Origin of the sequence: Streptomyces sp. NPDC015532, assembly GCF_043078065.1 — a bacterium.
In the GTDB taxonomy this organism is placed as follows: Bacteria; Actinomycetota; Actinomycetes; order Streptomycetales; family Streptomycetaceae; genus Streptomyces.
The window spans coordinates 303,296-328,068 of sequence record NZ_JBIBSY010000010.1 but is presented as its reverse complement, the minus strand read 5'-3'; the positions used below and the strand labels follow the sequence as shown (position 1 = coordinate 328,068).

Below are 24,773 nucleotides of genomic sequence, written 5' to 3'. Positions count from 1 at the left end.
CGGCCGGAACGACGGCCGCCTCCGGTCGGCGTCAGGCGCGCGGCAGTCGCAGCCGACCCTCCAACTGCCCGAGCAACTCACCCAGGAGGCACGCCAGTTCACGCTGGCGCTCCCGGTCGATGCCAGACAGGACCCCGGTCTCGTAGGAGAGTTGATCGGGAAGGACGGAGTCGACCAGATCCCGTCCGGCGTCGGTCAGCCGGACGTGCGCGACGCGGCGGTCCCGGGTGTCGCCGCGCCGCTCGACGAGGCCGCGTTCGGTCAGCTGCTTGAGCCGCTTGGTGACGGCGGCACCCGAGGAGAAGGTCTCGCGGGCGATGTCGCTGGGGGTCAGCTCGTGCCCGGTGCGGCGCAGCGTCCCGAGCACGTCGAACTCGGGTCGGGTGAGTCCGGCCCGGCGCAGCGGCGCGTCCTCGGCCTGCTGAAGCAGCGCGGCGCAGCGGTTGACCCGCCCGATCACCTCCATGGGCCCGGTGTCGAGATCGGGCCGCACGTTCTCCCACTGACGGACGACGGCCGCCACCGTGTCGACCGCGGCCCTGTCCCCGGGCGCCTGCTCGGGGGGCGCGGTGGTCGCGGGAACCTGCTCGGCGGGCACGGTGCTCGCGGGAGCCCCGTCAGCGGGCGCGGTACCGGCGGACCCGGCGTCGGACGTCGTCCTGGCGGCGGAACCGGCGCCGGCGGGCGTGGTGCCGGCGGATCCGGCGGCGGAACCGGCGCCGGCGGGGCTGGTGCCCGTGGGCCCCGTGCCGGACGTCGCGCTGCCGGCGGACCCGGCGTCGGCCGGCGTGCTTTCTGCGGGCGCGGCGTGGGCGGACCCGGTGCCGGAGGACGCGCCGGCGGGCGTGGTGCTGGTGGGCTCCGGGGCGGGCGGGGGACTTTCGGCGGGTTCCGGTCGGTCCGGCGTCGGATCATCGTCCGGCGTGGGATCGCCGTCCACCGCTCTCCGCCCGTCCGCTGTCGTCATGCCTGTGCGCCCTCCCAGCAGTGCAGTCCCTGGCGTCGTACCGTCGCCGCGAGCGTACGGTGTCCGGCCTGTTCGACCCGCATCACCCGCTCCTCCGGCAGGGCGCGCCTCCACCATTCGCCCGACGCGGCGTCGGAGGCGGAGCGCAGGTGGACGACGGCGGCGGACAGACGGCGGCGGGCCGACTCCAGGGCGCCGGGGTCGGGCCGCTCCTCGGCGAGCAGTCCGGCGGCGTGTTCCTGGGCCCGCCCCACCGCCGTGAGCGCCTCCTCGATCCGGTCACCGGCCCGCCGGTTGGTCACGGCGACGGCCGCGAGGAAGCCGACCAGCGCGCCCACGAGGGTGTCCAGGACCCGGTCGGTCATCAGCTCTCCGGGCTGCTGGGAGTGCGCGAACTCGGTGATCAGCAGGGCCATGGGGGTCACGCAGACGCTGCCGAGCCAGTAGTTGCGGCCGATCAGTGCCTCGGCGCCGAAGTTCAGGGCGAGGCAGCACAGCACGAGGGCCGCCGGGCCCGCGTGGGCTAGCGGAAGGAGGACGGCGAAGGCGACGACGCCGAGGAGGTTGCCGGTCACGCGCTGGACACCGCGGCTCCAGGTCAGGGTGACGTTGGCCTGGTAGAGGGAGGCGGCGGTGACCAGGGCCCAGTAGGGACGGCCGACGCCGAGCGCGAGCGAGGCGTATCCGGCGAGGGCGCAGCCGAGGGCGGTGCGCAGGGCGATGGGGGCGAGCGGGCCGAGGCGGGCGAGCAGGGGCGGCTCCCCGAAGGAGAGGGCGGCCTCGACGCCGAGGAGTTCGTCCGCGGCGTCCCCGAGTCCGTCGGGGCGCGGGACGGGGCCGGTGCCGGACAGTTCGCGGGCCCAGCCGCGCAGCCGTTCGGGGTCCGTGTCGGCGGGTGCGGCGAGCGCGACCTCGGCCCGTACGACGAGCCGTTCGAGAGCGCGCCGGGGCGCCGAGCGGGCTCCCGTGGACAGCAGCGACTGCCAGGCGGTGTGCACGGCGGCGGCCGCGGCGGCGCGGGCACGGGCGTCGTCCGGGGCCGCGACGGACACGGCGGCGGCGTTCAGCGCGTGTGCGGTGGCACGCCGTTCCGGGCCGTGCGGGCGTACGAGCCCGGGGGCCATGCCGACGATCCAGGCCCAGGCTCCCGCCGCCGCGCCCAGCGCGAGGTGGCCCGGCACCTGGCCGAGGCTCTGCGGCGCGAACAGGGACGCCGAGGAGATGAAGGCGAGGACGACATGCCCCGGTGGGCCGATGCGCGTGGCGTCGCACAGGGCCTTCTGAGCGGCGGCCAGCAGCGCGCCGACGGTGACCAGGACGACGGCGTTCGTGGTGAGCGAGGCCGTGACGAGCGCGACGCCGAGTCCGCCGAGCATTCCGGCGACCACCCAGGCGAGGACTCGGGCCCGTGCGGCGTACGGGCGGCTGTGGGCGTAGAGCGCGCAGAGGGACCCGGCCATGGTGTACATCGCCAGGTCCAGCCGGCCGAGCGCCAGCAGCGTCAGGTTGGGCGGGGCGACCGCGACGACGACGCTCAGGGCGGGCTTGAACCAGATGTCGGAGGGCCTGCCGAGGCGCAGCGCGGCGGCCAGCGGAAGCCGCCGGGCGCGCGAGGGAGGGAGAGGGGTCGCACTGCTCATGGCGATAACCTTAGCAGGTGTTTTACCTGTAAAACATTCCCGGGAGGCGGCCCCCACCTGCGGTGCACCCCCGCACGCTCCCCCGTGTACACCCCTGCGCTCGTATGCGCACCGGCTGCCCGGGGCATGCCCTGACCGACTGTCCGATGTCCGGCACCGCTGCCCGGCACCCTCCGCCCGGCATCGCGTGTCCCGCGTCGTGCGTCCGACATCGTCTTGCGGGGAGGTACGCGGGTGCACGGACCGGCTTCACCCGGCTGGCTGCTCGTCGCGCTGTGCGCGGCGACGGGGGCCTACTGCCTGCTGCGCATGCGCAGTCCCGTCGAGGAACAGCGCCGCACCGCGGGCGGCGAGGCGCTCATGGGGTTCGGCATGGCCGCGATGGCCGTGCCGGCGGCCGTGGTGACACCGCCGCGCTGGGCCTGGCTCGCCTGCGCAGCCGTCTTCGGCGTGGCCGCGCTGCGCGCGCTGTGGACGGCCCGCGGCGGTGGACACCATCTGCACCATCTGGTGGGCACCCTCGCGATGGTCTACATGGCCGCGGTGATGACCACCGCCCCGGCCCACCACGTCCACGGCGGCACCGGCGCCCCCGTCCTCACCGGAGTGCTCCTGCTGTACTTCACCGGCTACGTACTCCGCTCGGGCGTCCGCCTCCTGCCGACGGCCGTCGCGTCGGGCCCGACGGCACGCGCCGTCGGCTGGGGCGACCGCCCCGAACTCTCCCAGGTCTGCCGCCTGTCGATGGGGATCGCGATGCTGGCGATGCTGGTCACGCTCTGACGTCGCTAACGCTCCGGCCTTCGGAGGCCGGGACCGCGCTCCTGGCGCGCGGTCACGCTCCGAAGCCGGCGGTGGCCCGAGGGAGTCCGGGCGCGGTACGAACCCGTGGCGTACGTCACTTGGGGTCGTTGACCGTATCCAGCGGCGGGCCCCGCTCATAGGCTTCGGCCATGATGGTCCCCGCGGCACTGTTGCTGCTCGGCGCCCTTGCCTCCGTGGTCGCTCCGCGACTGCTCGCACGGGCCGACTGGCCGGACCGGGAACCCGTGGTCGCCCTGTGGGTGTGGCAATGCGTGGTGGCGGCCGTCCTGCTGTGCTGTGTCCTGTCGATGACGCTGAGCGCGTCCGCCGCCTGGGTGGCCGTGCGCGGCCATGTCTTCGGCGGCGCGCCGGCGTCGGTCGTCGACGCCTACGCGCTGAGTGCCGGTAGCCCCTGGGCCGCCGCGACGGCCGTGGCGCTCGCGTGCGGCGGCGCCTGGACCGCGGCGATGCTGGCGCGCGAGATCGTACGGTCGCGGCTGCGCCGTCGGCAGAGCCGGTCCGAACTCCTGGTGCGGGCCCCGCTGTTGCCCGGCGAGGAAGGTGGCGCTGATCGTCTGGTGGTGCTGGAGGGGGAGCGCCCCGACGCCTGGTGGCTGCCCGGCACGGCTCCCCAACTGGTCATCACCACAGCCGCGTTGCGCCGTCTCAAGGGACGTCAGCTCGATGCCGTACTGGCCCATGAGCAGGGACACGCGCGGGCCCGGCACGACTGGCTGCTGCACTGTTCGGCCGCGCTGGCCAACGGGTTCCCGCAGGTTCCCGTGTTCGCCGCGTTTCGTGACGAGATGCACCGGCTGGTCGAGCTCGCCGCCGACGACGTGGCGTCACGTCGCTTCGGCCGGCTCACGATCGCCCTCGCCCTGGTCGAACTCAACGAGGACCGGGGCGTGTTCGGACCCGGATCGGCCCCGGGCGCCCATGTGCCCCAGCGCGTGGACCGGCTCCTCACCCCCCGGCACCGGCTCACGACAGCCCGTCGGCTCCAACTGACGGCGGCAGCCGCGCTGGTGCCGGTCGTCCCGGTCCTCGTGGCCTTCGTACCGGGCCTGCGGGCACTCGGCTAGGTCAGCCCGGTCCCGCCGGATCGTCGGCCCGGTCCCGCGGGGACGCCGGCCGGGTTCCGCGGTGGTGTCGGCCGGGCCGGCGGGGGCGTCGGGCCGGTCGGTGGCACCTCGGACTCCCGCGCGGGTTCTCCGGGACCGGGGTTCCTTGACCACCACGGGACGTGCCGCGAAAAATCTCCCGCATGACCTTCAAGGGTGTGCTCTTCGACTTCTCCGGGACCCTCTTCCGCGTGGAGGACACGGAATCATGGCTGCGCGCGGTGCTCGCGGAGGCCGGTCTCCCCCTCCCGGAGCCGGAGTTGGCCGAGAAGGCGCGCGCCCTGGAGGCGGCGGGCGCGCTCGCGGGCGGAGCCCGTCCGACGCGGCCGGTGCCGGATCACCTCGTCGCCCTGTGGGAGAACCGCGACCGCGGTGCCGAGCAGCACAGAGCGGCGTTCACCGGTCTCTCCCGGCAGGTGTCGCTGCCCGATCCCGCTCTGCACGACGCGCTGTACGAGCGCCAGATGCGGCCCGCCGCCTGGAGGCCCTATCCCGACGCCGCCGAGGTGCTCGGCGTGCTCCGCGAGCGGGGTCTCGCCGTCGGGGTGGTCAGCAACATCGGCTGGGACCTGCGGCCCGTCTTCCGTGAACACGGGCTCGACCCGCTGGTCGGAAGCTACGTCCTGTCGTACGAGCACGGCGTCCAGAAGCCGGATCCGCGGCTCTTCGCGACCGCCTGCGCCGAACTCGGCATCGCCCCGGAGGACACCCTGATGGTCGGCGACGACCGCAGGGCGGACGGCGGCGCGGCGGCCCTCGGCTGCGCGGTGTACTTCGTCGACCACCTGCCGGCGACGGACCGCCCGGACGGACTGCGGCCGGTGCTCGACCTGGTGGGCACGGACTGACGTGCCGGCGCCCCGGGCCTCGGACACCCACCGGTCCAGGCGGCTTCGTCCGGCTGGTGGCTTCGGGCCCCACGCGGGCCGATATGGTCAAGTTCTGGCCAACAAAGGTCAAACGCCTCGTAATTCGGGATCCACGGCTAGGTTGGCGCCTCCGTCATACAGTCCCGAGGTCCGTCATGAAGACAGCGTTCTGGATCCTCCTCGCCGGCTTTCTCACCTATGTCACCGCCGCCGCTCTCCTCAACACGGTTCGCAGCGACGACAGGGAGACCCTTGCCGGCAATCTGCTGCTGAGCCTGGCGGTCGGCTGGTACATGGTCACCAACTGGCGACGCGCCTATCTCTCCGCGCACCGGCGCCCGCCTCAGGGCGACATGGGCGAGATGCCCGAAACGGCGAACCACGGCCCATGAGGCCCAGGGACGGCCGCCGAGCGGACAGCACTCGCCCGGCGCCCGCTGCCGCACGTCCGACCTGAGGCGATCCCCCGCGTCGCCCCAGGTCGGCGGCAGCCCGGAACCAACCCGAGAAGGGCCTGGATCCGGACGCGTTGAGTATAGTTGGCTGGCAGCCAGTCAACGCAGGAGTTACAGCATGTCCCCGCGAAGCGCCTCGGTCAATGAAGAGTTGCGGCGGCGTTCCCGGGAACGTTTGCTGCAAGCCGCGGTCGAGCTGGTGAGCGAGCGCGGTTACGACGCCACGACGCTCGGGGACATCGCGGATCGAGCGGGATCGGCGCGCGGACTCGTCTCGTACTACTTCCCCGGCAAACGCCAGCTCCTCCAGTCCGCGGTGCACCGGCTGATGCATCGCACCCTGGAGGAAGCCCTCGAACGCGCACCGCGCAGCGAGGACGGCCGGGAGCGGATGGCGCGGGTCATCGACGCGATCCTGCGCCTCACCCAGGACCAGCCGGTGCTGATGCGCCAGCACATGGCCGGACTGCTCCAGGCCGAGGGTTTCGTCCAGTGCCCCGAACAGGTACGGCTCTCCGAGCTGCTCGGGGACACCGTGGCGCGCTACGGGTCGCAGCAGGTCTCTGCCGACTACCCGATGCTGCGTGCCCTGCTCATGGGCGCTGTCTACGCGGCACTGGTGCCGGGCGTGCCGATGAAGGCCCCGGTGCTGCGGGCCGAACTCTTCAAGCGCTACCGGCTGGACTGGGAGATGGGGGTGCCGCCGGACGCCGAGGCGTCGGACGGACCCCGCGAGACGGATCTGTCCCGCTTCTTCGCGACCGATCCGGAGCCCGAGGCCGGTCCGTCCCGATAGCCGGGCCGCGGGGCGCCGAGCACGGTGTTCCGCCGGATCCGGACGGGCTCGCGTGACGGAACACGAGCGGGTGTCCGGGCCCGGGGTCAGCGGCGGGCGTGGCGAGGTGTCAGGAACCCCGCGTCCCGCGCCCCGGCGATCAGCCTCAGGGACTTGCGGCGGCTGTGGCCGGTGGCGTCCATGACGGCGAGCACCGGGTCCGCGCCCTCCTTCTGCGCCGCCCGGTACTCCTCCGCCACCAGCTGACGGCCCTCGGCACCGCGCGGCCAGGCGGGACGGGCGCGCCGCGCCTGACTCTCCCGGTCCTGGTCGCCGCCGGGGCCGAGACGGCTGCCGTACACCTCGGACAGCGGTTCCTCGATCCACTCGGCGACCATCGCGAGGTCGTCCAGCGAGAGGGGCGGCTCGGCTCGTACGTCCTCGATCGACAGGGCCTCCTCCGACAGCACGGCGAGCAGATCGACCCGGGCGCCGTCGGTGAAGGCCAGCCGGACGTTGAACCAGGACGTGACGCCCGACGGGGACTCCCGCACTTCCCAGGCGGGCCACACGGACACCTCGCCGTCCGCTCGGCAGCGGTCGGACAGATTAAGGAACGATGCGTCTAGCACATACGGAACGTAACCGCATCATCACATTCCATACGAACGGACACGCGCGCGACCGGCACGCTCCGCACCCTGTCAGCGGAGCACCCGTGGTGAGATCCTGGGAGCACCAGCGATGTCCTGTCAGCGATCTTCCTGATCCCTCGGGTAAGGAGTTCCGCAGTGCTGCGTGTCGCCGTCGTCGGTTCGGGGCCCAGTGGGGTCTACAGCGCACAGGGTCTTGTCCAGCGGAGCGGACCTCCCGACGTCCGCGTCGATGTTCTGGACCGGTTGCCCTGCCCGTACGGGCTCGTGCGCTACGGCGTGGCGCCCGACCACGAGAAGATCAAGTCGCTCCAGAACAATCTGCGGACCGTCCTGGAGGACGAGCGGGTGCGTTTCCTCGGCGGCGTCGAGGTGGGACCCGGCGGAGTGCCGGTGGCGCGGCTGCGGGAGCTGTATCACGCGGTCGTGTACTGCGTCGGAGCGGCCACCGACCGGCATCTCGGCGTGCCCGGCGAGGATCTGCCCGGCAGCTGGTCGGCGACCGAGTTCGTCTCCTGGTACAGCGCGCACCCCGACTCCGCGGCCGAGGGATTCGTGGCCGGCGCCCGCTCGGCCGTCGTCATCGGTGTCGGGAACGTCGCCGTCGACGTGACCCGGATCCTCGCCCGCACCGCGCCCGAGCTGAGCCCCACGGACATACCGGAGGCGGCGCTCGGCGCACTGGCCGCCAGCGCGGTCACCGAGATCAGCATGGTCGGGCGGCGCGGACCGTCGCAGGCCCGCTTCACCACGAAGGAACTGCGCGAGCTCGGCGGCCTGCCGGAGGCCGGCATCAGCGTGGACGAGGCGGAGCTCGCGCTCGATCCGGCCTACCTCGATCCCTCGGGGCTGCCCGCCGCGCAGCGCCGCAACGTGGAGGTCCTGCGGGGCTGGGCGGCGGCCGCGCCGCAGGGCCGGCCGCGGCTCATCCGCCCGCGGTTCTTCCTGCGTCCCGTCGAACTCCTCGCCGACAGCGGCCGGGTGGGCGCGGTGCGTTTCGAGCGGACGGTGCCGGACGGGACGGGCGGGGTGAGGGGAACCGGCCGATTCGAGGACATCGAGGCCCAGTTGGTGCTGCGTTCGGTGGGCTATCGCGGGATCCCGCTGGACGGCATGCCGTTCGACGCCGCCCGTGGCACGGTCCCGCAGCGGGCAGGACGGGTCCTGCGGGACGGCGAGGTCTCGCCGGGCGAGTATGTGGCGGGCTGGATCAAGCGGGGCCCGACCGGTGTCATCGGGACCAATCGCCCGTGCGCGAAGGAGACGGTGACCTCCCTGCTGGAGGACGCCCCCGACCTCGTGAGGCGGGAGGCCGCCGATGATCCGCTCACGGCGCTGCGGGCCGAGGGGATACGGCCGGTCGAATGGGCCGGATGGCAGGCGATCGAGCGCGCCGAGGCGGAGCGGGGAGCACGGCTGGGCCGCGAGGTGGTCAAGCTCCCCGACTGGGACGCACTCCGGACGGCGGCACGAACGGCCGGGTTCTGACGGCCGCGCGGGCGGCCGGCTCCCCCGACCGCACGGACAGCGGACCCTCACGCGCACCCGGCCGACTCCTGGCGGCAGCATGGACGGACCGGCTCCCGGCGGCGGTGGACGGCGGCTCAGGACGAGCGCGGAGGGCCGCGCCTTCACGACCGCGCGAACGGCCGGGTCCGATCGCCGTCGCGGGAGCGTGACGCGTCCCGGTGACGGGTGGGGGCCGCGGGTCATGGCGGCGGCCCCACCCCGCGCTTCCACCGTCGGCGCCGGGCCGAGGCCGCCGGACCCGGCGTCTGTCCGCCGGCGTCAGCTGCTGGTGAGGATGACGAGTCGCTGGGTCGCCCGGGTCATCGCGACGTAGCGGTCGACCGTGCCTTCCACGCCCGTTCCGAACGTCTCCGGGTCGACGAGGACGACCAGATCGAATTCGAGTCCCTTCGACAACTCCGGTGTCAGCGACCGGATCCGGGAGGTCGCCCGGAACGTGGGATCGCCGATGACGCAGGCGGTCCCCTCGTCGTGTTCGAGCAGCCAGGTGTCGAGCACCGACTCCAGGTCCGCGACGCAGCCGTGGATCACGGGGATGCCGGAACTGCGGACCGAGGTGGGCACGTTGGCGTCCGGCAGCGCGGTGCGGATGACGGACTCGGCCTCCGCCATGACCTCTTCCGGCGTCCGGTAGTTGATGGTCAGCGTGGCCACGTCGATCCGGTCGAGTCCGACCCGCCCGAGCCGTTCCTGCCAGGACTCGGCGAAACCGTGCCTGGCCTGGGCGCGGTCCCCGACGATGGTGAAGCTCCGGGAAGGGCAGCGCAGGAGCAGCATCCGCCATTCCGCGTCGGTCAGTTCCTGTGCCTCGTCGACGACGATGTGCGCGAACGGCCCGGCGAGCAGGTCGGGTTCGGCGGCGGGCAGTCCGCCCTCGTCGATCAGGCTGTCCCGCAGGTCCTGTCCGCGCAGCATCGTCACCGCGCCCTCGCCGTCGTCGTCGGCCGCGAGCACGTTGTCGATGACGCCCGCCATGCGCTCGCGTTCCGCGGCCACGGTGACCTCGTGGCGGCGCCTTCGCAGGGACGTCTCGGGGTCGCCGAGCCGCTGCCGTGCCGCGTCCAGGATGGGCAGGTCGGACACCGTCCACGCCTGGGGGTCCGGGCGCTGGAGTCTGCGGACGTCGTCGGGTCCGAGCCACGGAGCGCACAACCGCAGGTAGGCGGGTACGGACCAGAGGTCGGCCACGAGGTCGGCCGCGTCGAGCAGCGGCCACGCCCGGTCGAGGGTGCCGAGGAGTTCCTGGTCGTGCAGCAGCGACCTGCGCAGCGGTTCGGACGGGACGTCGTCGTCGTGCTTGTCCGTCAGGATGGCGAGCAGCGCCTCCCGGACCTGGTCGCGCGCCTCGTTGTGCGGAGTGCCCGGTTCGGCCGCCTCGAACGCCTCGGCCCAGTCCTCGGCACTGAGCCGGACGTCGGCCCACGGGGTCGTGACCGTCATCCCCCGGGCAGGCGGCTCCTCGTAGAACCTGACGGCCGTCTCGATCGCCTTCACCATGTCCGCGGACGACTTCAGGAGGGCCGCGTCCGGGTCGGGCTCGACGCCCGCTCCGGGCCCCTCGGCGACGAGGTCGCGCAGGGTGCAGGTCTGTACGCCCTCTTCTCCGAGGCTGGGCAGGACGTCGGCGACGTACGCCAGGTAGGGCTGGTGCGGACCGACGAACAGCACGCCGCCGCGCCTGTGGCCGAGCCGGGGGTCGGAGTAGAGCAGGTAGGCGGAACGGTGCAGCGCGACGACCGTCTTGCCGGTGCCCGGACCGCCGTCGACGACGAGAGCGCCGCGCGATCCCGCCCGGATGACGGCGTCCTGGTCGGCCTGGATGGTGGCGAGCACGTCCCTCATCCGCGCCGACCGGCTGCCGCCGAGGCCGGCGATGAAGGCGGACTGGTCGTCGAGCGCGGCGTGCCGCTCCAGCCCGTCGGAGGTGAACACCTCGTCCCAGTAGTCGCTGATCCGGCCGCCGGTCCAGCGATACCTGCGGCGGCTCGCCAGACCCATCGGATGGGCGTGGGTCGCGGCGAAGAAGGGCTCGGCGGCGGGAGAGCGCCAGTCGGTGAGCAGCCGGCGGCCCTCGCTGTCGGTGAGGCCGAGACGCCCGATGTACACGGGTCCGGAGCCGTCCGCTGCGACGATGTGTCCCAGGCACAGGTCGAGTCCGAAGCGGCGCAGCGCGCGGAGCCGGCCGGTCAGCCGGTGGATCTCCAGGTCTCGTTCCATCGCCTCGCGGCCGAGGCCGCCGGGCGCCCTGCGTTCGGCGTCGAGGCGGTCGGACAGTTCGCCGATCGCGCGTTCGAGGCTCTCCTCCACGGCCGCGAAGTGCCGCTCGTCTCCGGCGATCAGTGCCGGGTCCGCCTTGGCGGAAAGACTGCCGGGAAGGCGGAACGCACTGGTGGTCAAAGGGCTCATGTCAGCGGCTCCCGTCCGGGGTGTCGCCCGCGGAGGCCGGTCGCGCCGGTCGTACGCCCGCCCGCGCGTCCCCGCCGGGCAGCCACGCGCTCGGCGCGGTCCTCGCCCCGGGTGCGTCTTCGCCGCACACACCGTTGACCGACAAATGCACGCACACGTCGCGACGCTCCGATTTCCGCAGGTTCTGGCTTCGGCCAGTGATTCTGCGGTACGACCGGGGCCTTGCCGCAAGCCCCCTGGTGCGCTATAAGTTGAGAGTGGCAAGGGATGAATTTCCCCCTTGCCCTTTCTTTTTGTCCGGACCCGTACGCGCCCGCGGACCTCCGCACACGGGCGAACCGGTGCCGCCCGGAGACGTCGCCGGCGGCCGCCTCGAAGCGTCACGGCTCCAGGCGCCCGGCCTGCCGTGTGGCCGCCTCCAGGACACGGCCGAGGAGTCCGGGGAAGAGCGCGTCGAGGTCGTCCGCCCGCAGGCCGTTGAGCTTCGCCGTCCCGCGGTAGACCTGGCGGACGACCCCGCTCTCACGGAGCACCCGGAAGTGGTGTGTCGTCGTGGACTTGGTGACCGGCAGGACGAAGTCCGAGCAGGAGAGTTCACGGCCTTCGGCGGCGAGTTCACGGACGATCCGGAGCCGCATGGGGTCGGACAGCGCGTGCAGCACCGACTCCAGCCGGATCTCCTCACGCGCGGGATGCGGCAGATCACGCCCACTGGTGGCGGCGGTCGTCACGGCGGCTCCACTTCGTCGGGGGACCTCGTCCTCGCCCCTTCGCCCTCGGCATCGTCCGGCGGCTTCACCCGACGCCGTCATTGTACGAGAGGCGTCGTAGTTTGACACTCGCCGTACTACGAGGCTTATCGTACGAGGCATCCACCGGTCCCGCCACGAATGGAGTCGGCCGTGAGTGCTCTCTTCGAGCCCTGCGTCCTGCGCGAAGTCACCATCCCCAACCGGGTGTGGATGCCGCCGATGTGCCAGTACTCGGCCGCGCCCGAGGGCCCCTCGGCGGGCGCCCCGCACGACTGGCACTTCGCCCACTACGCGGCCCGCGCCACGGGAGGGACGGGACTGGTCATCGTCGAGGCGACCGCCGTCTCGCCCGAGGGCCGGATCTCCCCGTACGACCTGGGCATCTGGAACGACACCCAGGTCGAGGCCTTCCGTCGCATCACGCGCTTCCTCTCCGCGCAGGGAACGGTGCCCGCCGTGCAGCTCGGGCACGGTGGGCGCAAGGCCTCGACCGACCGCCCCTGGAAGGGCGGCGCCCCCGTCGGCCCGGACGCGTACGGATGGCGGGCGCTCGCCCCGAGCGCGCTCGCGTTCGACGAGAAACACCCGGTTCCCGACGAGCTGACGGCCGACGGAATCCGGGAGATCGTGGGCCAGTTCGCCGACGCGGCGCGCCGCGCCCTGGCGGCCGGCTTCGAGATCGTCGAGATCCACGGCGCCCACGGCTACCTCGTCAACGAGTTCCTCTCCCCTCACTCCAACCACCGCACCGACGCGTACGGCGGCTCGTACGAGAACCGCACCCGGTTCGCCCTCGAAGTCGTCGACGCCGTACGGGAGGTCTGGCCGCAGGACAAGCCGCTCTTCTTCCGCGTCTCCGCGACCGACTGGCTGGAGGGCGCGGGCTGGAACGTGGACGACACCGTCCGCTTCGCCGCCGAACTGCACGCGCACGGCGTGGACCTGCTCGACGTCTCGACGGGCGGGAACGCCTCCGGCGTGCGCATTCCCGTCGGACCGGGTTATCAAGTCCCGTTCGCCGCACGGGTGAAGCGGGAGACCTCGCTGGCCGTCGCCGCCGTCGGTCTCATCACCGAGGTGGAGCAGGCCGAGAAGATCGTCGCCAACGGGGAGGCCGACGCGGTGCTGCTGGGACGGGAGTTGCTGCGCAACCCGTCCTTCGCCCGGCTCGCGGCACGCGAACTCGACGCCGAGGTCCACGTGCCCGATCAGTACCACCGTTCCGTGTAGACGCCGTCCGGCGCGGAGGCCGGAGAGGGGTCGGACTTTCGGTACGGATGGTCGACGTGCCGCACGACCGCCCGTACCGAAAGCCGGACCCCGGTCCCGCCCGGTCAGGCGGCGTTCGGCGCGGCTCTGCCGGCCGTCACCTCGGCCTCCGCTTCGGCGAGCAGCGCGATCAGGGTCGCGCGGGCACGTGCCACTCGGGAGCGGACCGTTCCGACAGGACAGCCGCTGACCAGGGCGGCGTCCGCGTAGGGCAGACCCATCATCTGCGTGAGGACGAACGCCTCGCGCCGCTCGCCCGGAAGCGCGGCCAGGAGTTCGAGCAGGGCGACGCCGTCGTCGAAGCCGGGCAGACCGGTCGGCTGCGCGTGTTCCACCGCGGTCTGCCAGTCCGCGGCGCCGGTCGACCGTGGCCGCGCGGCGGCGTACCGCAGGCTGTCGATCACCGCGCGACGGGCGATGGACAGCAGCCAGGTCCGCGCCGACGAGCGCCCCTCGAACCGGTGCAGACTGCCCAACGCCCGCAGGAACGTGTCCTGGGCGAGGTCCTCGGCGGCCTGCGGATCGGCGGACAGATGGGCGACATAGCGCACGACGTCGCGGTGCAGCGCGCGGACGAAGCGCTCGACCGCGACCGGGTCACCGGCGCGGGCGGCCAGCGCCCACGCGGTCGCCGACTCGTCGGCCGACACCGCTCGGCCGTCTTCGTTCCGCCTCTCGTGTCCAGGACGGGAAACAGGCAGGGCAGAAGTGATCACCAGGTGTCCTTCTCGGGTCATCCGTGATCCGGACGGGCGCGCGGCCCATGGGTCCGGTGGTGGGGGTGCGGCCGTACAGGAGGTACGGCCGATGCCCGAAGCGCACAGGTGGCGCTTCGGGGAGCGGGCTGTCTCAGGCGACAGCGGTCCCCACGGGCGGACCCCGGGAAGTGATCGCGTGAACGAGAAGGAGGAGGCGCGGGGCACGGTCCAAGGAGCGTCGGCGCACCCGGAGCGTCGGCCTGTAGGGCGGCACGGGAAGGGCGAGCAACAGCCGCAGGGGCGCGGCCAGTCGGCCGGCCAGCGCCCGCAGGACGCGGAACGCGGCGCGCTCACCGTGCGCGAGCCAGAGGCCGCACAGCAGGGCCGCGAGCAGGTGCGCGGCGAACATGCCGAACGACGAGGGCGAGCCCGCGTCGGCCCCCCAGGGGAACAGATGCGCCGCGGCTCCTGAACCCATGGTCCCGGAACCCATGGTCATGGAACCCATGGCGCTCGTGCCCATGGGCCCAAGACCCATGACGTCCATCGAGCTCATGTCCATCGAGCCCATGGCACCCATCGCCATGCCGTCCATGGCGCCGCCGGAGCGACCCGGTCCGGCACCCGGGCCCGTGTCCGCGGCGAACGCGAGGGACTGCGCCATCGAGAACGCGCTGTGGAGCACGCCCTGGGCGAGCACCACAGCGGACACGACGAGCGGAAGCCCGCGTTCACGGCCGGCCAGGCACCAACCCGCTCCGGCCGTACCCGTTCCCGCGCCCGCCAGCGCCCACCAGGCCACCGGAGAACCGGACATCATGACGTGGCCGAGGGCGGCGAGCACCACACAGACGGCCGCGAACATCACGGCCCGCAGCATGCGTGTACACCACCCGGCAGTCATGACGGCCTCATCCTCGCATCCGGGGTCCGGACGTCATGAACGGGTACGGAAATCCGCGGGCGCTGGACGGGCGGCGCACCCGTGATCCGGATCACGGGGTCCGGACACCCCTGCGCGGCATGGCGGCGCTCGTCCCGGGTAGTCGCCGCAGGCGGGAAAGCACGGCCAGGACAGCGGAACCCTACGTACTGTAGGGTCCCGGCGGTGACCGTCGTACGGCAGGGGGAGCCCGTGAAGGACCGTGACACCGGGCGCCCGGCCCGCGGACCGGCGTCCGTGCTGGCGCTGCTCGTGCCGAGCCTGGGGATCGCCGCGCTGGGCGTCTACCACCTGTGCGGGTTCGACCTGCACGCCCTGCACGGCCGCCCGCACCTCGGCGACGGGCTGACCATGGCCGGGGTCATCACGGCCCTCGTCTCGGCGGGGGCGGCGCTCGGTGACCTCCTGTGGTGGGCGACCACGCGCGACCGCCCGCTCCCCGACGACGGAAAGCCGCGTCCGGGCGGACCGTTCGGAACGTCCGCCGGCGACCGGGGCGCGTCACACCGCCGCTGAGGGATCCGCGACGGGCGCCGTCGATGAGGGGCGAGCACCTGGAGGCATCCGGCTCACCCGTGCCGGAACCAACTCTCCGCCGCCAGACCGACTCTGCGCCGCCAGGACCGACTCTCAGCCGTCAACATGGGCTTGACCGTCGCCGACGCCGGGCCGGGCCTGCCGGTGCTTATGCGGCCGGACTCCGCCGGCCGGCGGCAGCGAACGACGCCCGCCGGACAGGCCCGACGCGGACGCGTCTCCCGCATTCTCAACACCTCCTTACCTCTTCACCCCGCCTCTCTACTGGCCATAACCCCTCTCTTCCCTACAAGATGTAGTGTTCCGGCCGCTGTTCCCACCGGCTCTCCCGCCCTCTCCCCAAGGTGATGCTCCACGGTGTCCGTACAACAGTCAGCGCTCATCCCGGAACAGCGGAACGCGAGCCCGCGCCGCGGGACCCGGTCCGGACGGGCGGAGGACGGAATCCGGCCACGAGCCGCCGCGTTCACGGTCTGGTATCTGCGACTGCTCGCCGTCCTCAACATCGTCGCCGTGATCTCGCTGCCCTTCCGCGAAGAGGTGCACGAACACAACGGAGGCGAGTTCTTCACTCCCTATCTGGCCACCGCCGGGCTGATCTCGGCGGCGCTGGCCCTGTTTCTCGCGCTCGTGATGCGGCGCCGCAAACGAGCCGCCTGGATCTTCAACCTGCTGCTCGCCGGACCGCTCCTGGCGCTCTACACCGTGGCGCTGACCCAGGACCGCTACCAACGGCACGTCTTCAACTGGATCTCGGCCCTGCTCACCGCTCTGTTCGTCCTCGCCCTCCTGCTGGGGCGCAAGGAGTTCCAGGCTGTCGGGGACCGCTCGAACCCCCGTCTCGCGCTGGCCGTCGGCGCGGGCGGTCTGCTCGTCAGCGCCACGCTCGGCACCCTGCTCGTCAGCGCCACCAACCGCGTCACGGGAACACCGCTGAGCGACCGGATCGCGTACACCCTGCTGCGTGGCATCAGCGTCGGCCCGCTCGCCGACCGGTTCGACAGCGTCGTCGCCCCCCGCTGGGTCGACATCCTCGTCAACGCCTTGATGGCCGTCACGTTCCTGCTGGTGCTCTACGCGTGCTTCCGTTCGCCGCGCGGTCTCGAACTCCTCGGCGAGGAGGACGAGACGAGGCTGCGGGCCCTGCTGGCCCGGCACGGGGAACGCGACTCGCTCGGCTACTTCGCACTGCGCCGCGACAAGGCCGTCATCTGGTCCCCGAGCGGCAAGGCGGCCATCGCGTACGGCGTCGGCGGCGGCGTGAGCCTCGCCTCCGGCGACCCCATCGGCGACCCGGAGGCCTGGCCCGGCGCGATCGAGGCGTGGCTGCGGGAGGCACGGCGGCACGCGTGGACACCCGCCGTGATGGGCGCCGGCGAGGAGGCCGGGACCGTCTACGCCCGGCACGGCCTGGACGCCCTGGAGCTCGGCGACGAAGCCATCGTGGACCGGTCCGACTTCACCCTGGAGGGGCGCGCCATGCGGGGCGTCCGGCAGGCGCACAAGCGGGTCCGGCGCGCCGGCTACACGGTCCGCGTACGACGGCACGAGGACATCCCCGAGGCCGAGATGGCCGCTGTGACCGACAAGGCGGACCAGTGGCGCGACGGAGCGACCGAACGCGGCTTCTCCATGGCGCTCGGCCGGCTGGGAGACCCCGCCGACGGACGGTGCGTGATGCTGGAGTGCCACGACGGCGAAGGCGAGCCCAGGGCCGTGCTGAGCTTCGTGCCGTGGGGTGAGCGGGGGCTTTCCCTGGACCTGATGCGCCGCGACCGGAACTCCGAGAACGGGCTCATGGAGTTCATGGTGATCGAGCTGCTGCTGCGCGCCGAGGAGTTCGGCGTCGAGCGGATCTCCCTGAACTTCGCGATGTTCCGGTCCGTCTTCGAACGTGGCACCCGGCTGGGCGCGGGACCCGTGCTGCGGCTGTGGTGTTCGGTGCTGACGTTCCTCTCGCGCTGGTGGCAGCTCGAATCGCTCTACCGGGCCAACGCCAAGTACCGGCCGGTCTGGGAGCCTCGCTACCTCCTGTTCGAGAAGAGCGCCGACCTTCCGCGGATCGGCATCGCCGCGGCCCGCGCGGAGGGCTTCCTCGCCCCGCCGGCCCTCCCCCGGTTCACCTCCCGGCGACCGGCGCACCCGGACCGGCGGCCCCCCGAACCGCCCCTGGCGACACCCTCGGCCCACTCCGGTCGTCCCCTGTCGTCCGCGCCGCGCGACTAGGCCGTCGGCGCGAGCGGCCGCCGCGCTCCCGTCGGCACACGCGCCGGGCACCCGGAAGGGTGCCCGGCCGCGCTGTCTCCCGGCTCGCTCCTCCCCCGGCCGGGCCCTCAAGTGGACGGCGTCGCTCCGGCCGACCGTCGGAAAACGGCCGTTCACCCCGTAGTTGGCCGGACCGACGCCATCGACGGGACGGCTCCCGGGCGTCACTGTCAGTGCCGTGGTGCACACTCACGATCAATGGCCGTACGCATGGGGAGGACACCGTGTTCAGGGGGATCGACGAGGTCGACTGGGCCTCGATGGAGCATGCCTACGGAAGCGCCGCGGACGTGCCGGAGCTGCTGCGGAGACTCGCCTCGCCGCTTCCCCAGGACCGGGAGACCGCGCTCGACGGGATGTACGGAGCCGTGCACCACCAGGGCGATGTGTACGACTCGACGCTCGCGTCCGTCCCCTTCCTCTTCGCACTCGCCGGGCAGACGGGCCTTCCCGACCGGGGCGGAATCGTGGAACTGCTCACCAGCATCGGGGGATCGGACGACGGAGAGCCCCTCGGGGACGCCTTCGGGGACGGCGAGGACGGGGACAGGGACGGGGACCGGGCCGAAGGCGGACAGAACGCTGAGGATCCCGGGGACGACAACCACGCGATGGCGCGCGCGGCGGTCCGGGCCGGTGCCGCCGTCTTCCTCGGCCTCGTCACGGACGCGGACCCGGAGGTGCGCCGCGCCGCGCCGTCGGCACTCGTACGCTTCCACGACGAACCGCCGCACGTCCTGGCCCTGTTGAGCGAGCGGCTGCGGGACGAGCAGGAGGGCGGTGTCCGGCTGGCGCTGGTCGAGAGCCTGGGGCTCCTCGCCCGGCTCCACGGCGGTTCGACGGCCCCCGCGGTGGACTGTCTGGTGGCGCTGTGCGACGCGCCGCACGACCCGGGACTGCGGCTCGCGGCGCTCGGACAGCTCGCCTCGTGCGCCCCCGACCGGCTGCCCGCCGACCTCGTACCCACGGTCGTCGCACTGCTCCACACCAGGTCACAGCGGATCCGGCCGTCCACGGAGCCCGTCCGGACGTCGACCGACACCCTCATCGGCAGTCTGCGCCGTATGCGCCCCGCGGACGAGGAGGGCGCTCAGCTCCTGCGGACACTCCACAAGGCTCTGGGCGACCGCACCACGGACCGGATCGCCCTGCTCAAGGGACAGCTGAGCAGCCGGAACACGGCCGACCGGTGCAATGCCGTGTGGATGTCGGCGGGGCTGTTCCGTGACTGGCGGGCCGCGTACGAGGAGCCGGTCGCGCTGATCGGCGAGCAACTAGGCTCGGACGAGGAGCGGTTGCGCTGCGCCGCGGTGTCCGTCCTGGAGTTCCTGTTCACTCTGGCGGCTCCGGCGGCCGACCGGCTCGCCGACCTCGTGGAGTCCGGCACGGACTCCCGGAGGCGAGGCACGGCGACGCTGTACCGGCCCTTGAAGGCCCTCGCCCGCTGCGGGGACGCGCGGGCGGTACCGGCCCTCGCCGAGGTGCTGCGGCACCCGGCCGTGCCGAACGAGACCGGTGACGCGATCGGACATCTGGGCCCGGCCGCGGCGCCCCTGGCTCCGCTGCTGCGCGAGCGGCTGGCCGAGGTCCCGCTCGACTCCCCGGACACCTACGACCGCGCCGTGCCGCTGCTCCGCGGTCTCGGCACCCTGCGGTACGCCGCTGCCGTACCGGAAGTGCTGCGGCTGCTGCACGGCACGCCGCGCGACCTGCGGCTCCGGGACGTCCTGGTGAAGGCGCTGGCCAGAACACTCGGTGCGTTCGGTCCACGGGCGCGTGAGGCCGTGCCGGCGCTGCGGGAACTGCTGACGGCCGAGAACGCCGTGGCGGCGGCCGACGCGCTCCGGTCCGTGGAGGGGGACGCGGAGGCCGTCCTTCCGGTGCTGCTCGGGGCACTGGCCCCGGAGGGTGACCAGAGAAGCCGACGGGCGGCGGCCGAGGTCCTCGGCCGTATGGGGGCGGCGGCCGCGCCCGCGCTCGCCGGACTGCGGCACCTGGCGGACTCCGCCGGGGTGTGGGAGCGGACGGCCGCCGCCTGCGCCCTGTGGGAGATCGCCGGAGACCCGGAACCTGTCCTGCCGGTGTTCCGTGAAGCCTGGCGGCACAACCCGTACACCCGGGGCACCATCGCCGCGTGCCTCGTCCGGATGGGCGTCGCGGGCGCGCCCGTCCACGACCTGGTCCGCACGGAACTGGCCTCGCCCCGACGGCACCGGGCCCGCTCCGGCGGTCACGGCAGCCACGACGTGCTCGACGACGAACTGCTCCTGCGGGACTGCCGGACGACGCTGGGGACCACGTGACGAGGCCGCGAACGCGGGATCCGCAGGCGGGGAGTCGGCGTCCGCTCAGCTCGTCGTCCGGCCCCACAGCGGTCCGATCCGGTCCCAGTCCTCGTCCCAACGGTCCACGCGGCGGGGTGCCCGGTGCCGAGGGTGCCGGCCCGGCTCACCGGAGAGTCGGGACCTCCCGACGTCCGACGGCTGGATGCCTTCACAGGCGTCGAGCGCGCTCTGCGCACGCGATCGGGTGCGGAGAGCGGCCGGCGACCGTCCAAGCACCGGAGGCCCCGGCCCCCCTGTGAGGCCAGGCCGGGAACACTCCGCGTGACTGCTGTCAATCGGCATCGGCCGTCTGCGTCCGAGCGACGCCGGCGATCTCGTCGTACTCCTTCTGCAGGTGATCCGGACGCCCCGCCTGGACCGTCAGGAATCCGCCGATCCCGAACAGGCCGCTGTTCTTCCGGGCCGCGAGCTTCTCCTCGAAGACCGGGCGCGGCATCCCTTCGGTGTAGAGGGACTTGCCCATGAGCGGAAGCGGGATCCTCACATTGGCTTCGGGTTCACGCACCGTGCCCGGCGGGTCCTCGCCCTTCTCGACCTGTTGCATCGCCTCGAAATACCTGCGCCGCAACAAGGTGATGCCCTTGTCGCTGCGCCCCAGACTCTCCGTGGTCCGGTCCGCGACGACCCCTTGGCCGACCCATGCGGCGAAGTCCTGGTTCCCGGTGTGCGAGGTGAGGATCTCGCCGGTCACCGGGTCGGTGAGCGGGCCGTACCAGAACGGGATGCTGTCCTGCTCCTGCTTCCCGGCGGGCACGTCGTCCGGCAGCACCGAGTACTGCCACGTGATGTTGAGCGTGCGCCGGTCGTCCATCGGGACGCGGAACTCGATCGTGTTTCCCGAGGCGAGCGTGTAGGGCCAGAGGCAGAGGATGCCACCCTCGGTCACATCGTTCGTGCCCGCGTACGTTCCCTTGGGCGGAACGACGGGAGTCTCCACGACCCGGCCGTTGACGAAGCCGTGCTCGAACTCCAGAAAGTCGATGGACAAGTGACTGGGCACGTACTCGGGGTCATCCGGGTTGCTTCGTACGGCGTTGCCGTTCAGGTGCAGCCACTCGAAGTGCACGGGGTCCATGCCGTTCTCATGGCACTGGAACCAGTTGCAGGGGAGCTCGGTCATGATGATCTCGACGAAGCCGTGACCCCAGCTGAAAGGCTCGAAGTCGGGCAGCAGCGGCGCCTGGTCCGGTCCCATGTAGGCCCAGATCAGACCGCCGAGTGTGGCCGTGGGGTAGGCGGTGACGCCGGCCTTGTCGCGGAACCCTCCTGACGGGCCCGCCTCTTCGAACGGCTGGCTGGCGCACCTTCCTTCCGAGTCGAACGCCCAGCCGTGGTACGGGCACCGCATGACGTCGCCGTCGACCCATCCGACACTCAGGTCGGTGCCCCGGTGAGGGCAGTGGCGGGCGATCAGACCGTGGCTTCCGTCCGGCTTGCGGAACAGCACGAGGTCTTCGCCGAGCAGCTTGACGGGTTTGACTCTCCGCCGGCTCAGTTCCAGGATCGGCGCGACCGGATGCCAGTACCGGCGCAGCAGTTCGCCCATCGGCGTACCGGGCCCCACTTCCGACAGGATCTGGTTCTTCTCGGCTGAGAGCATGTTGGTCCCTTCACCTCACGGAATGCGGTCGTACGGGAACTCCGGACAGTCCATTTGCGCGAATGGACTGTCACACCGAGGAATGTCGTGCCGTCACCACTGCGCCCAGGACGCCGTTCCCGCACGGTCCGGCAGGAGACACCCGGCCGTGGATGACGCCCCCGCCGTCGAGGCGTCCCCCGTTGGGGCGGCCGGCTCCGGAGCCCACGGAATCAGGGTCACGCTCGTGATCCCTGACACAGCCATCATGCTGCGACCGGCACCGCTTTATCCACCCACAGCTTTTTGACCCAAGAACGGCATGCCTTATTGAACTTGCGCTGGTGAGCGGGCATTTGCCGTGGAGCGGGCCAGGAGACGCGCAGGGGCCCGTCGTGGCCACCGACCACGGAAGGCCGGTTACACACGTGCACGCAAAGCGAACCTCAAGTCTCCCTCAAGTGATCACATTGTGAGATCGTTCCGTCGCAAGATGACCACGAACTGGCATCACCATGACTACGCCAACACAGGGGCATGACACCCCCTGCGGATATCGCCAACGGCACCGGACGACGCCTGACCAGCCGTTCCACCAGCCGAGATGGACCTGGACGCCGCACCTCGACGTCCCAGGTCCGAACCACGCACCGAGCACAACCGCACACCACGACTCACGGGGGTCGGTAACACATGTGGAAGTTACGATGAACGCGAAAGCACTGCGGGTGCTCCTGACAAAACGACGAGCCTCGGTGGCACCGGAAGCCCACGGGCTCAGGCGCCCCAGCGGCAAGGGCCGGCGCGCGGCCGGACTCGCCCAGCATCAAGTCGATCTCCTGCTCAACCGCGGCCCGGGAACCTACCAGCGCCTTGAGTCGGGGAAGTACAGGAACCCTCCCGTCGACCTGCTGCACGACCTCGCTCGCCTCTTGGGCCTCTCCGAACTGGAATGGATCACGCTGTGCCGTTACGCCGGCATCGGCGATCCACCCTGTCCTCTCACTCCACAGTCCGGCGAACAGGTTCCCCACCTCTGGAACGACGCCGTCAAGGGCATCTCCCACGCGGCCTGCGTCATGAGCGCCTCGTGGAACATCCTGGCCCACAACCAGCCGTTCGAAGACATCTTCCCTCCCGGGAAATGCCCCACGAACACGATGCAGTGGATGCTGTTCGACGGCCGGCATCTGCTCTCCAACTGGACCACCGCCTGGGCACCACATCTCCTGTCCCGTCTGCGCGCCGACCTGGCCGCCCGCCCCGAGGACGAGGTGCTGCGCCGGCTCGAATCGGCCGTCATCGCGGACCCCACCGCTGGGCAGCTCTACGAATCGGCCGGCGTGGTCGTCCACCCCTATGAGGTGGAGCGCCCCCTGCGGCATGCCCGGCTCGGCCCGGGTTCGATCAACATGTGCGTGGCACAGCCCCTGTCGTCCCCCGGAGCACGTCTGTGCATCCTCATCTTCACGCCCGTCGGCCACTCCCCCGGTCCGGCTCCCAGAAGCCAGGAGTCGGCCATCTCCCTCATTGAGCAGGTGAGGGTACCCGCCTGAGAACGGCGGACGACTTCGACCACCAGGCGCGGCGATACGGTTCTCCCACCACCCGGGAACCGTATCGTCGCGCCTCCTTCTCATTCCTCCGTGAGGCAGCGAATAACCCAGCTGTCTTTTGGGAGTAAAAGACGGCAGTGGATAACACCGCACCAGCCACGTGATGATTACCGGGGTGAGCACGCCGTGCAGTCCCCGACTGGCCGGTGGTCCACCGTTTGTCCTGCCGCAGCCGGTTCCGACGCAACGGCACCTCCATCGAACGGGAGTTGCGGCCACCCCCTCTGTATCGGCAACCCCGATGCAGTCCACCTATCGCCGCCGGCGTTTCCCTAACGGAGGGCTTACTGATGCGAACTTCCGCTGTCAAGAGCGTGCTGTTTGTCGGAGGGAAGCGGACCGAGGCACTCGAGGCAGCCCGGAACTCCGGTCTGCAGGTCATCTATGTGGGCCCCAAGACCGACATGACCGCACGGCATCACGAACTGGTCGACGCGGCGTTCCTCTTCCCCGAGTTCTCTCCCGAACTCGCCCTGCGTGCCGCCATCGCGCTGCGGGAACTCATTCCGTTCGACATCGCGTACACCGCCGGCGACCCGTACCTGGAGACGGCCGCACGGATCAATCATGAACTCGGCCTGAAATCGAATCCGCTGCGCACGGTCTCCGCCGTCAACGACAAGGCTCTTATGCGGGACATCCTGCGGGACACGGGCGTGCACCAGGTTGCGGCCGCGAAAATCCGCAATCGGCTCGACCTCGAGGAATTCGTCACGTCGAACGGCTTCCCGCTCATCCTCAAGCCCACTCGGGGCAGCGCGAGCGAAGACGTCCGCATCATCTCCGACCCCACCGAACTCGCCGACGTGGCCGCCGGGCTGGAGTCCGCCGGGAACGCTTCCTCCGACAGTGCGGCGCCCTGGGTGGCCGAGGAGTTCCTGGAGGGGCGGGAATTCAGCGTCGAGACACACAGTGCCGCCGGTGAGCACCAGATCCTCGCCGTCACCGAGAAGTTCAAGACCGAGAGTTTCGTCGAGATCGGCCACGTGGTGCCCGCGCGGATCACCGCCGAGGAACACACCCTGCTCACCGACGAGACGAAGGCCGTCCTGACCGCCCTCGGCGTGGAGGAAGGGCCGGCCCACACCGAACTGATCCTCACGGCCAAAGGCCCCGGCCTCGTCGAGACGCACACCCGTCCCGGGGGCGACGCGATCGTGGAACTGATCCGGATCGTGGCGGGATACGACATCCACGAGATGACCTTCTCCTGGCTGTCCGGAGAGCGCGCGGACGTGTCGCACGAGCCGCTGGCCGGGGGTGCGGCCATCTGGTTCCTCACGGCCGAGCAGGGCCGGGTGACGACCGCCGGGGGCGAGACGGAGGCCCGGACGTCCGAGGGAGTTCAGTTCGCCTCGCTCTCGGCGGCCGTGGGTGACGTGATCTCCGAGGTCCGCAGCTCCGCCGACCGGCACGGCGAAGCGCTCGCTGTCGGCGAGGACGCGGACAGCGCGCTGCGGAACGCGCGGGAAGCCGTGGCCCGGTTCCTGGTCGAGGTCGAGCCGCTCACCCTCACGGGAGACCCGGTTCAGGGCTGACACCAGGA

At 71.9% G+C, this 24,773-nt stretch carries 20 protein-coding genes; 12 read left to right on the top strand and 8 right to left on the bottom strand.

All coding sequences use genetic code 11. From position 1 onward, the window contains the following. Positions 1–31: 31 nt before the first annotated feature. On the bottom strand, positions 32–523 hold the full coding sequence (locus ACF07B_RS28105; RefSeq protein WP_369479857.1) for a MarR family winged helix-turn-helix transcriptional regulator: 492 nt from the start codon (positions 521–523) through the stop codon (positions 32–34). Positions 524–963: 440 nt separating this feature from the next. Next, the gene (locus ACF07B_RS28100) at positions 964–2,607 is read right to left on the bottom strand and encodes an FUSC family protein (RefSeq protein ID WP_392180978.1); all 1,644 of its coding nucleotides are present in this window, start codon (positions 2,605–2,607) and stop codon (positions 964–966) included. Positions 2,608–2,841: 234 nt separating this feature from the next. On the opposite strand from ACF07B_RS28100, the gene ACF07B_RS28095 reads away from it, so the two are divergent. The 5 genes from ACF07B_RS28095 to ACF07B_RS28075 all read left to right on the top strand — a co-directional run bounded on the left by ACF07B_RS28095 (position 2,842) and on the right by ACF07B_RS28075 (position 6,655). After that, the gene (locus tag ACF07B_RS28095; protein ID WP_369479691.1) at positions 2,842–3,390 is read left to right on the top strand and encodes a DUF5134 domain-containing protein; all 549 of its coding nucleotides are present in this window, start codon (positions 2,842–2,844) and stop codon (positions 3,388–3,390) included. Between the two features lie 170 nt (positions 3,391–3,560). Beyond that, positions 3,561–4,496: a M56 family metallopeptidase gene (locus ACF07B_RS28090; protein WP_392180977.1), complete on the top strand. Its 936-nt coding sequence runs from the start codon at positions 3,561–3,563 to the stop codon at positions 4,494–4,496. Between the two features lie 182 nt (positions 4,497–4,678). Continuing rightward, the gene (locus ACF07B_RS28085; protein ID WP_369479693.1) at positions 4,679–5,383 is read left to right on the top strand and encodes an HAD family hydrolase; all 705 of its coding nucleotides are present in this window, start codon (positions 4,679–4,681) and stop codon (positions 5,381–5,383) included. Between the two features lie 176 nt (positions 5,384–5,559). After that, a complete protein-coding gene (locus ACF07B_RS28080) occupies positions 5,560–5,796 on the top strand; it encodes a hypothetical protein (RefSeq protein WP_369479694.1) in 237 nt (78 codons plus the stop codon). Between the two features lie 181 nt (positions 5,797–5,977). Further along, entirely contained in the window at positions 5,978–6,655 is a 678-nt protein-coding gene (locus ACF07B_RS28075) for a TetR/AcrR family transcriptional regulator (RefSeq protein WP_392180976.1), read from the top strand. Positions 6,656–6,741: 86 nt separating this feature from the next. On the opposite strand, the gene ACF07B_RS28070 is transcribed toward ACF07B_RS28075, so the two are convergent. Beyond that, positions 6,742–7,212 carry a DUF6214 family protein gene (locus ACF07B_RS28070; RefSeq protein ID WP_369479858.1) on the bottom strand — a complete coding sequence of 157 codons (471 nt, stop codon included), beginning with the start codon at positions 7,210–7,212 and terminating at the stop codon, positions 6,742–6,744. Positions 7,213–7,425: 213 nt separating this feature from the next. On the opposite strand from ACF07B_RS28070, the gene ACF07B_RS28065 reads away from it, so the two are divergent. Next, positions 7,426–8,775: an FAD-dependent oxidoreductase gene (locus tag ACF07B_RS28065; RefSeq protein WP_392180975.1), complete on the top strand. Its 1,350-nt coding sequence runs from the start codon at positions 7,426–7,428 to the stop codon at positions 8,773–8,775. A 300-nt stretch (positions 8,776–9,075) separates the two neighbouring features. Here ACF07B_RS28065 and helR read toward each other — a convergent pair whose 3' ends face one another. Both helR and ACF07B_RS28055 read right to left on the bottom strand, forming a co-directional pair. Then, complete coding sequence (gene helR, locus ACF07B_RS28060; RefSeq protein WP_392180974.1) at positions 9,076–11,223, bottom strand: RNA polymerase recycling motor ATPase HelR; 2,148 nt, start codon at positions 11,221–11,223, stop codon at positions 9,076–9,078. Between the two features lie 380 nt (positions 11,224–11,603). Beyond that, positions 11,604–11,954, bottom strand: a complete 351-nt coding sequence (locus tag ACF07B_RS28055) for an ArsR/SmtB family transcription factor (protein ID WP_369479698.1) — start codon at positions 11,952–11,954, stop codon at positions 11,604–11,606. A 171-nt stretch (positions 11,955–12,125) separates the two neighbouring features. On the opposite strand from ACF07B_RS28055, the gene ACF07B_RS28050 reads away from it, so the two are divergent. Next, positions 12,126–13,205 (top strand): NADH:flavin oxidoreductase/NADH oxidase, encoded by a 1,080-nt coding sequence (locus ACF07B_RS28050; protein ID WP_392180973.1) that lies wholly within the window; start codon positions 12,126–12,128, stop codon positions 13,203–13,205. A gap of 104 nt (positions 13,206–13,309) precedes the next feature. On the opposite strand, the gene ACF07B_RS28045 is transcribed toward ACF07B_RS28050, so the two are convergent. Further along, entirely contained in the window at positions 13,310–13,960 is a 651-nt protein-coding gene (locus ACF07B_RS28045; RefSeq protein ID WP_392180972.1) for a sigma-70 family RNA polymerase sigma factor, read from the bottom strand. 133 nt (positions 13,961–14,093) lie between these two features. After that, positions 14,094–14,846 carry a hypothetical protein gene (locus tag ACF07B_RS28040; protein ID WP_392180971.1) on the bottom strand — a complete coding sequence of 251 codons (753 nt, stop codon included), beginning with the start codon at positions 14,844–14,846 and terminating at the stop codon, positions 14,094–14,096. A gap of 204 nt (positions 14,847–15,050) precedes the next feature. On the opposite strand from ACF07B_RS28040, the gene ACF07B_RS28035 reads away from it, so the two are divergent. The 3 genes from ACF07B_RS28035 (at position 15,051) to ACF07B_RS28025 (ending at position 19,990) form a co-directional block, all read left to right on the top strand. Beyond that, positions 15,051–15,401, top strand: a complete 351-nt coding sequence (locus ACF07B_RS28035; protein WP_392180970.1) for a hypothetical protein — start codon at positions 15,051–15,053, stop codon at positions 15,399–15,401. A gap of 378 nt (positions 15,402–15,779) precedes the next feature. Then, positions 15,780–17,648, top strand: coding sequence for a phosphatidylglycerol lysyltransferase domain-containing protein (locus ACF07B_RS28030; protein WP_392180969.1), 1,869 nt, complete (start codon positions 15,780–15,782; stop codon positions 17,646–17,648). A 263-nt stretch (positions 17,649–17,911) separates the two neighbouring features. Next, positions 17,912–19,990, top strand: a complete 2,079-nt coding sequence (locus ACF07B_RS28025; protein WP_392180968.1) for a HEAT repeat domain-containing protein — start codon at positions 17,912–17,914, stop codon at positions 19,988–19,990. 313 nt (positions 19,991–20,303) lie between these two features. On the opposite strand, the gene ACF07B_RS28020 is transcribed toward ACF07B_RS28025, so the two are convergent. Then, entirely contained in the window at positions 20,304–21,632 is a 1,329-nt protein-coding gene (locus tag ACF07B_RS28020; protein WP_392180967.1) for a Rieske 2Fe-2S domain-containing protein, read from the bottom strand. Between the two features lie 686 nt (positions 21,633–22,318). Here ACF07B_RS28020 and ACF07B_RS28015 point away from each other — a divergent pair. Both ACF07B_RS28015 and ACF07B_RS28010 read left to right on the top strand, forming a co-directional pair. Continuing rightward, entirely contained in the window at positions 22,319–23,167 is an 849-nt protein-coding gene (locus ACF07B_RS28015; protein ID WP_392180966.1) for a helix-turn-helix domain-containing protein, read from the top strand. A 350-nt stretch (positions 23,168–23,517) separates the two neighbouring features. After that, a complete protein-coding gene (locus tag ACF07B_RS28010; protein WP_392180965.1) occupies positions 23,518–24,765 on the top strand; it encodes an ATP-grasp domain-containing protein in 1,248 nt (415 codons plus the stop codon). Positions 24,766–24,773 lie beyond the last annotated feature (8 nt).

Excerpts from the sequence above, each read along its gene's own strand:
- ACF07B_RS28100 (WP_392180978.1), bottom strand. The coding sequence starts at position 2,607 with ATGAGCAGTGCGACCCCTCTCCCTCCCTCGCGCGCCCGGCGGCTTCCG.
- ACF07B_RS28090 (WP_392180977.1), top strand. The coding sequence starts at position 3,561 with ATGATGGTCCCCGCGGCACTGTTGCTGCTCGGCGCCCTTGCCTCCGTG.
- ACF07B_RS28085 (WP_369479693.1), top strand. The coding sequence starts at position 4,679 with ATGACCTTCAAGGGTGTGCTCTTCGACTTCTCCGGGACCCTCTTCCGC.
- ACF07B_RS28080 (WP_369479694.1), top strand. The coding sequence starts at position 5,560 with ATGAAGACAGCGTTCTGGATCCTCCTCGCCGGCTTTCTCACCTATGTC.
- ACF07B_RS28075 (WP_392180976.1), top strand. The coding sequence starts at position 5,978 with ATGTCCCCGCGAAGCGCCTCGGTCAATGAAGAGTTGCGGCGGCGTTCC.
- helR (WP_392180974.1), bottom strand. The coding sequence starts at position 11,223 with ATGAGCCCTTTGACCACCAGTGCGTTCCGCCTTCCCGGCAGTCTTTCC.
- ACF07B_RS28040 (WP_392180971.1), bottom strand. The coding sequence starts at position 14,846 with ATGACTGCCGGGTGGTGTACACGCATGCTGCGGGCCGTGATGTTCGCG.
- ACF07B_RS28020 (WP_392180967.1), bottom strand. The coding sequence starts at position 21,632 with ATGCTCTCAGCCGAGAAGAACCAGATCCTGTCGGAAGTGGGGCCCGGT.
- ACF07B_RS28015 (WP_392180966.1), top strand. The coding sequence starts at position 22,319 with ATGAACGCGAAAGCACTGCGGGTGCTCCTGACAAAACGACGAGCCTCG.
- ACF07B_RS28010 (WP_392180965.1), top strand. The coding sequence starts at position 23,518 with ATGCGAACTTCCGCTGTCAAGAGCGTGCTGTTTGTCGGAGGGAAGCGG.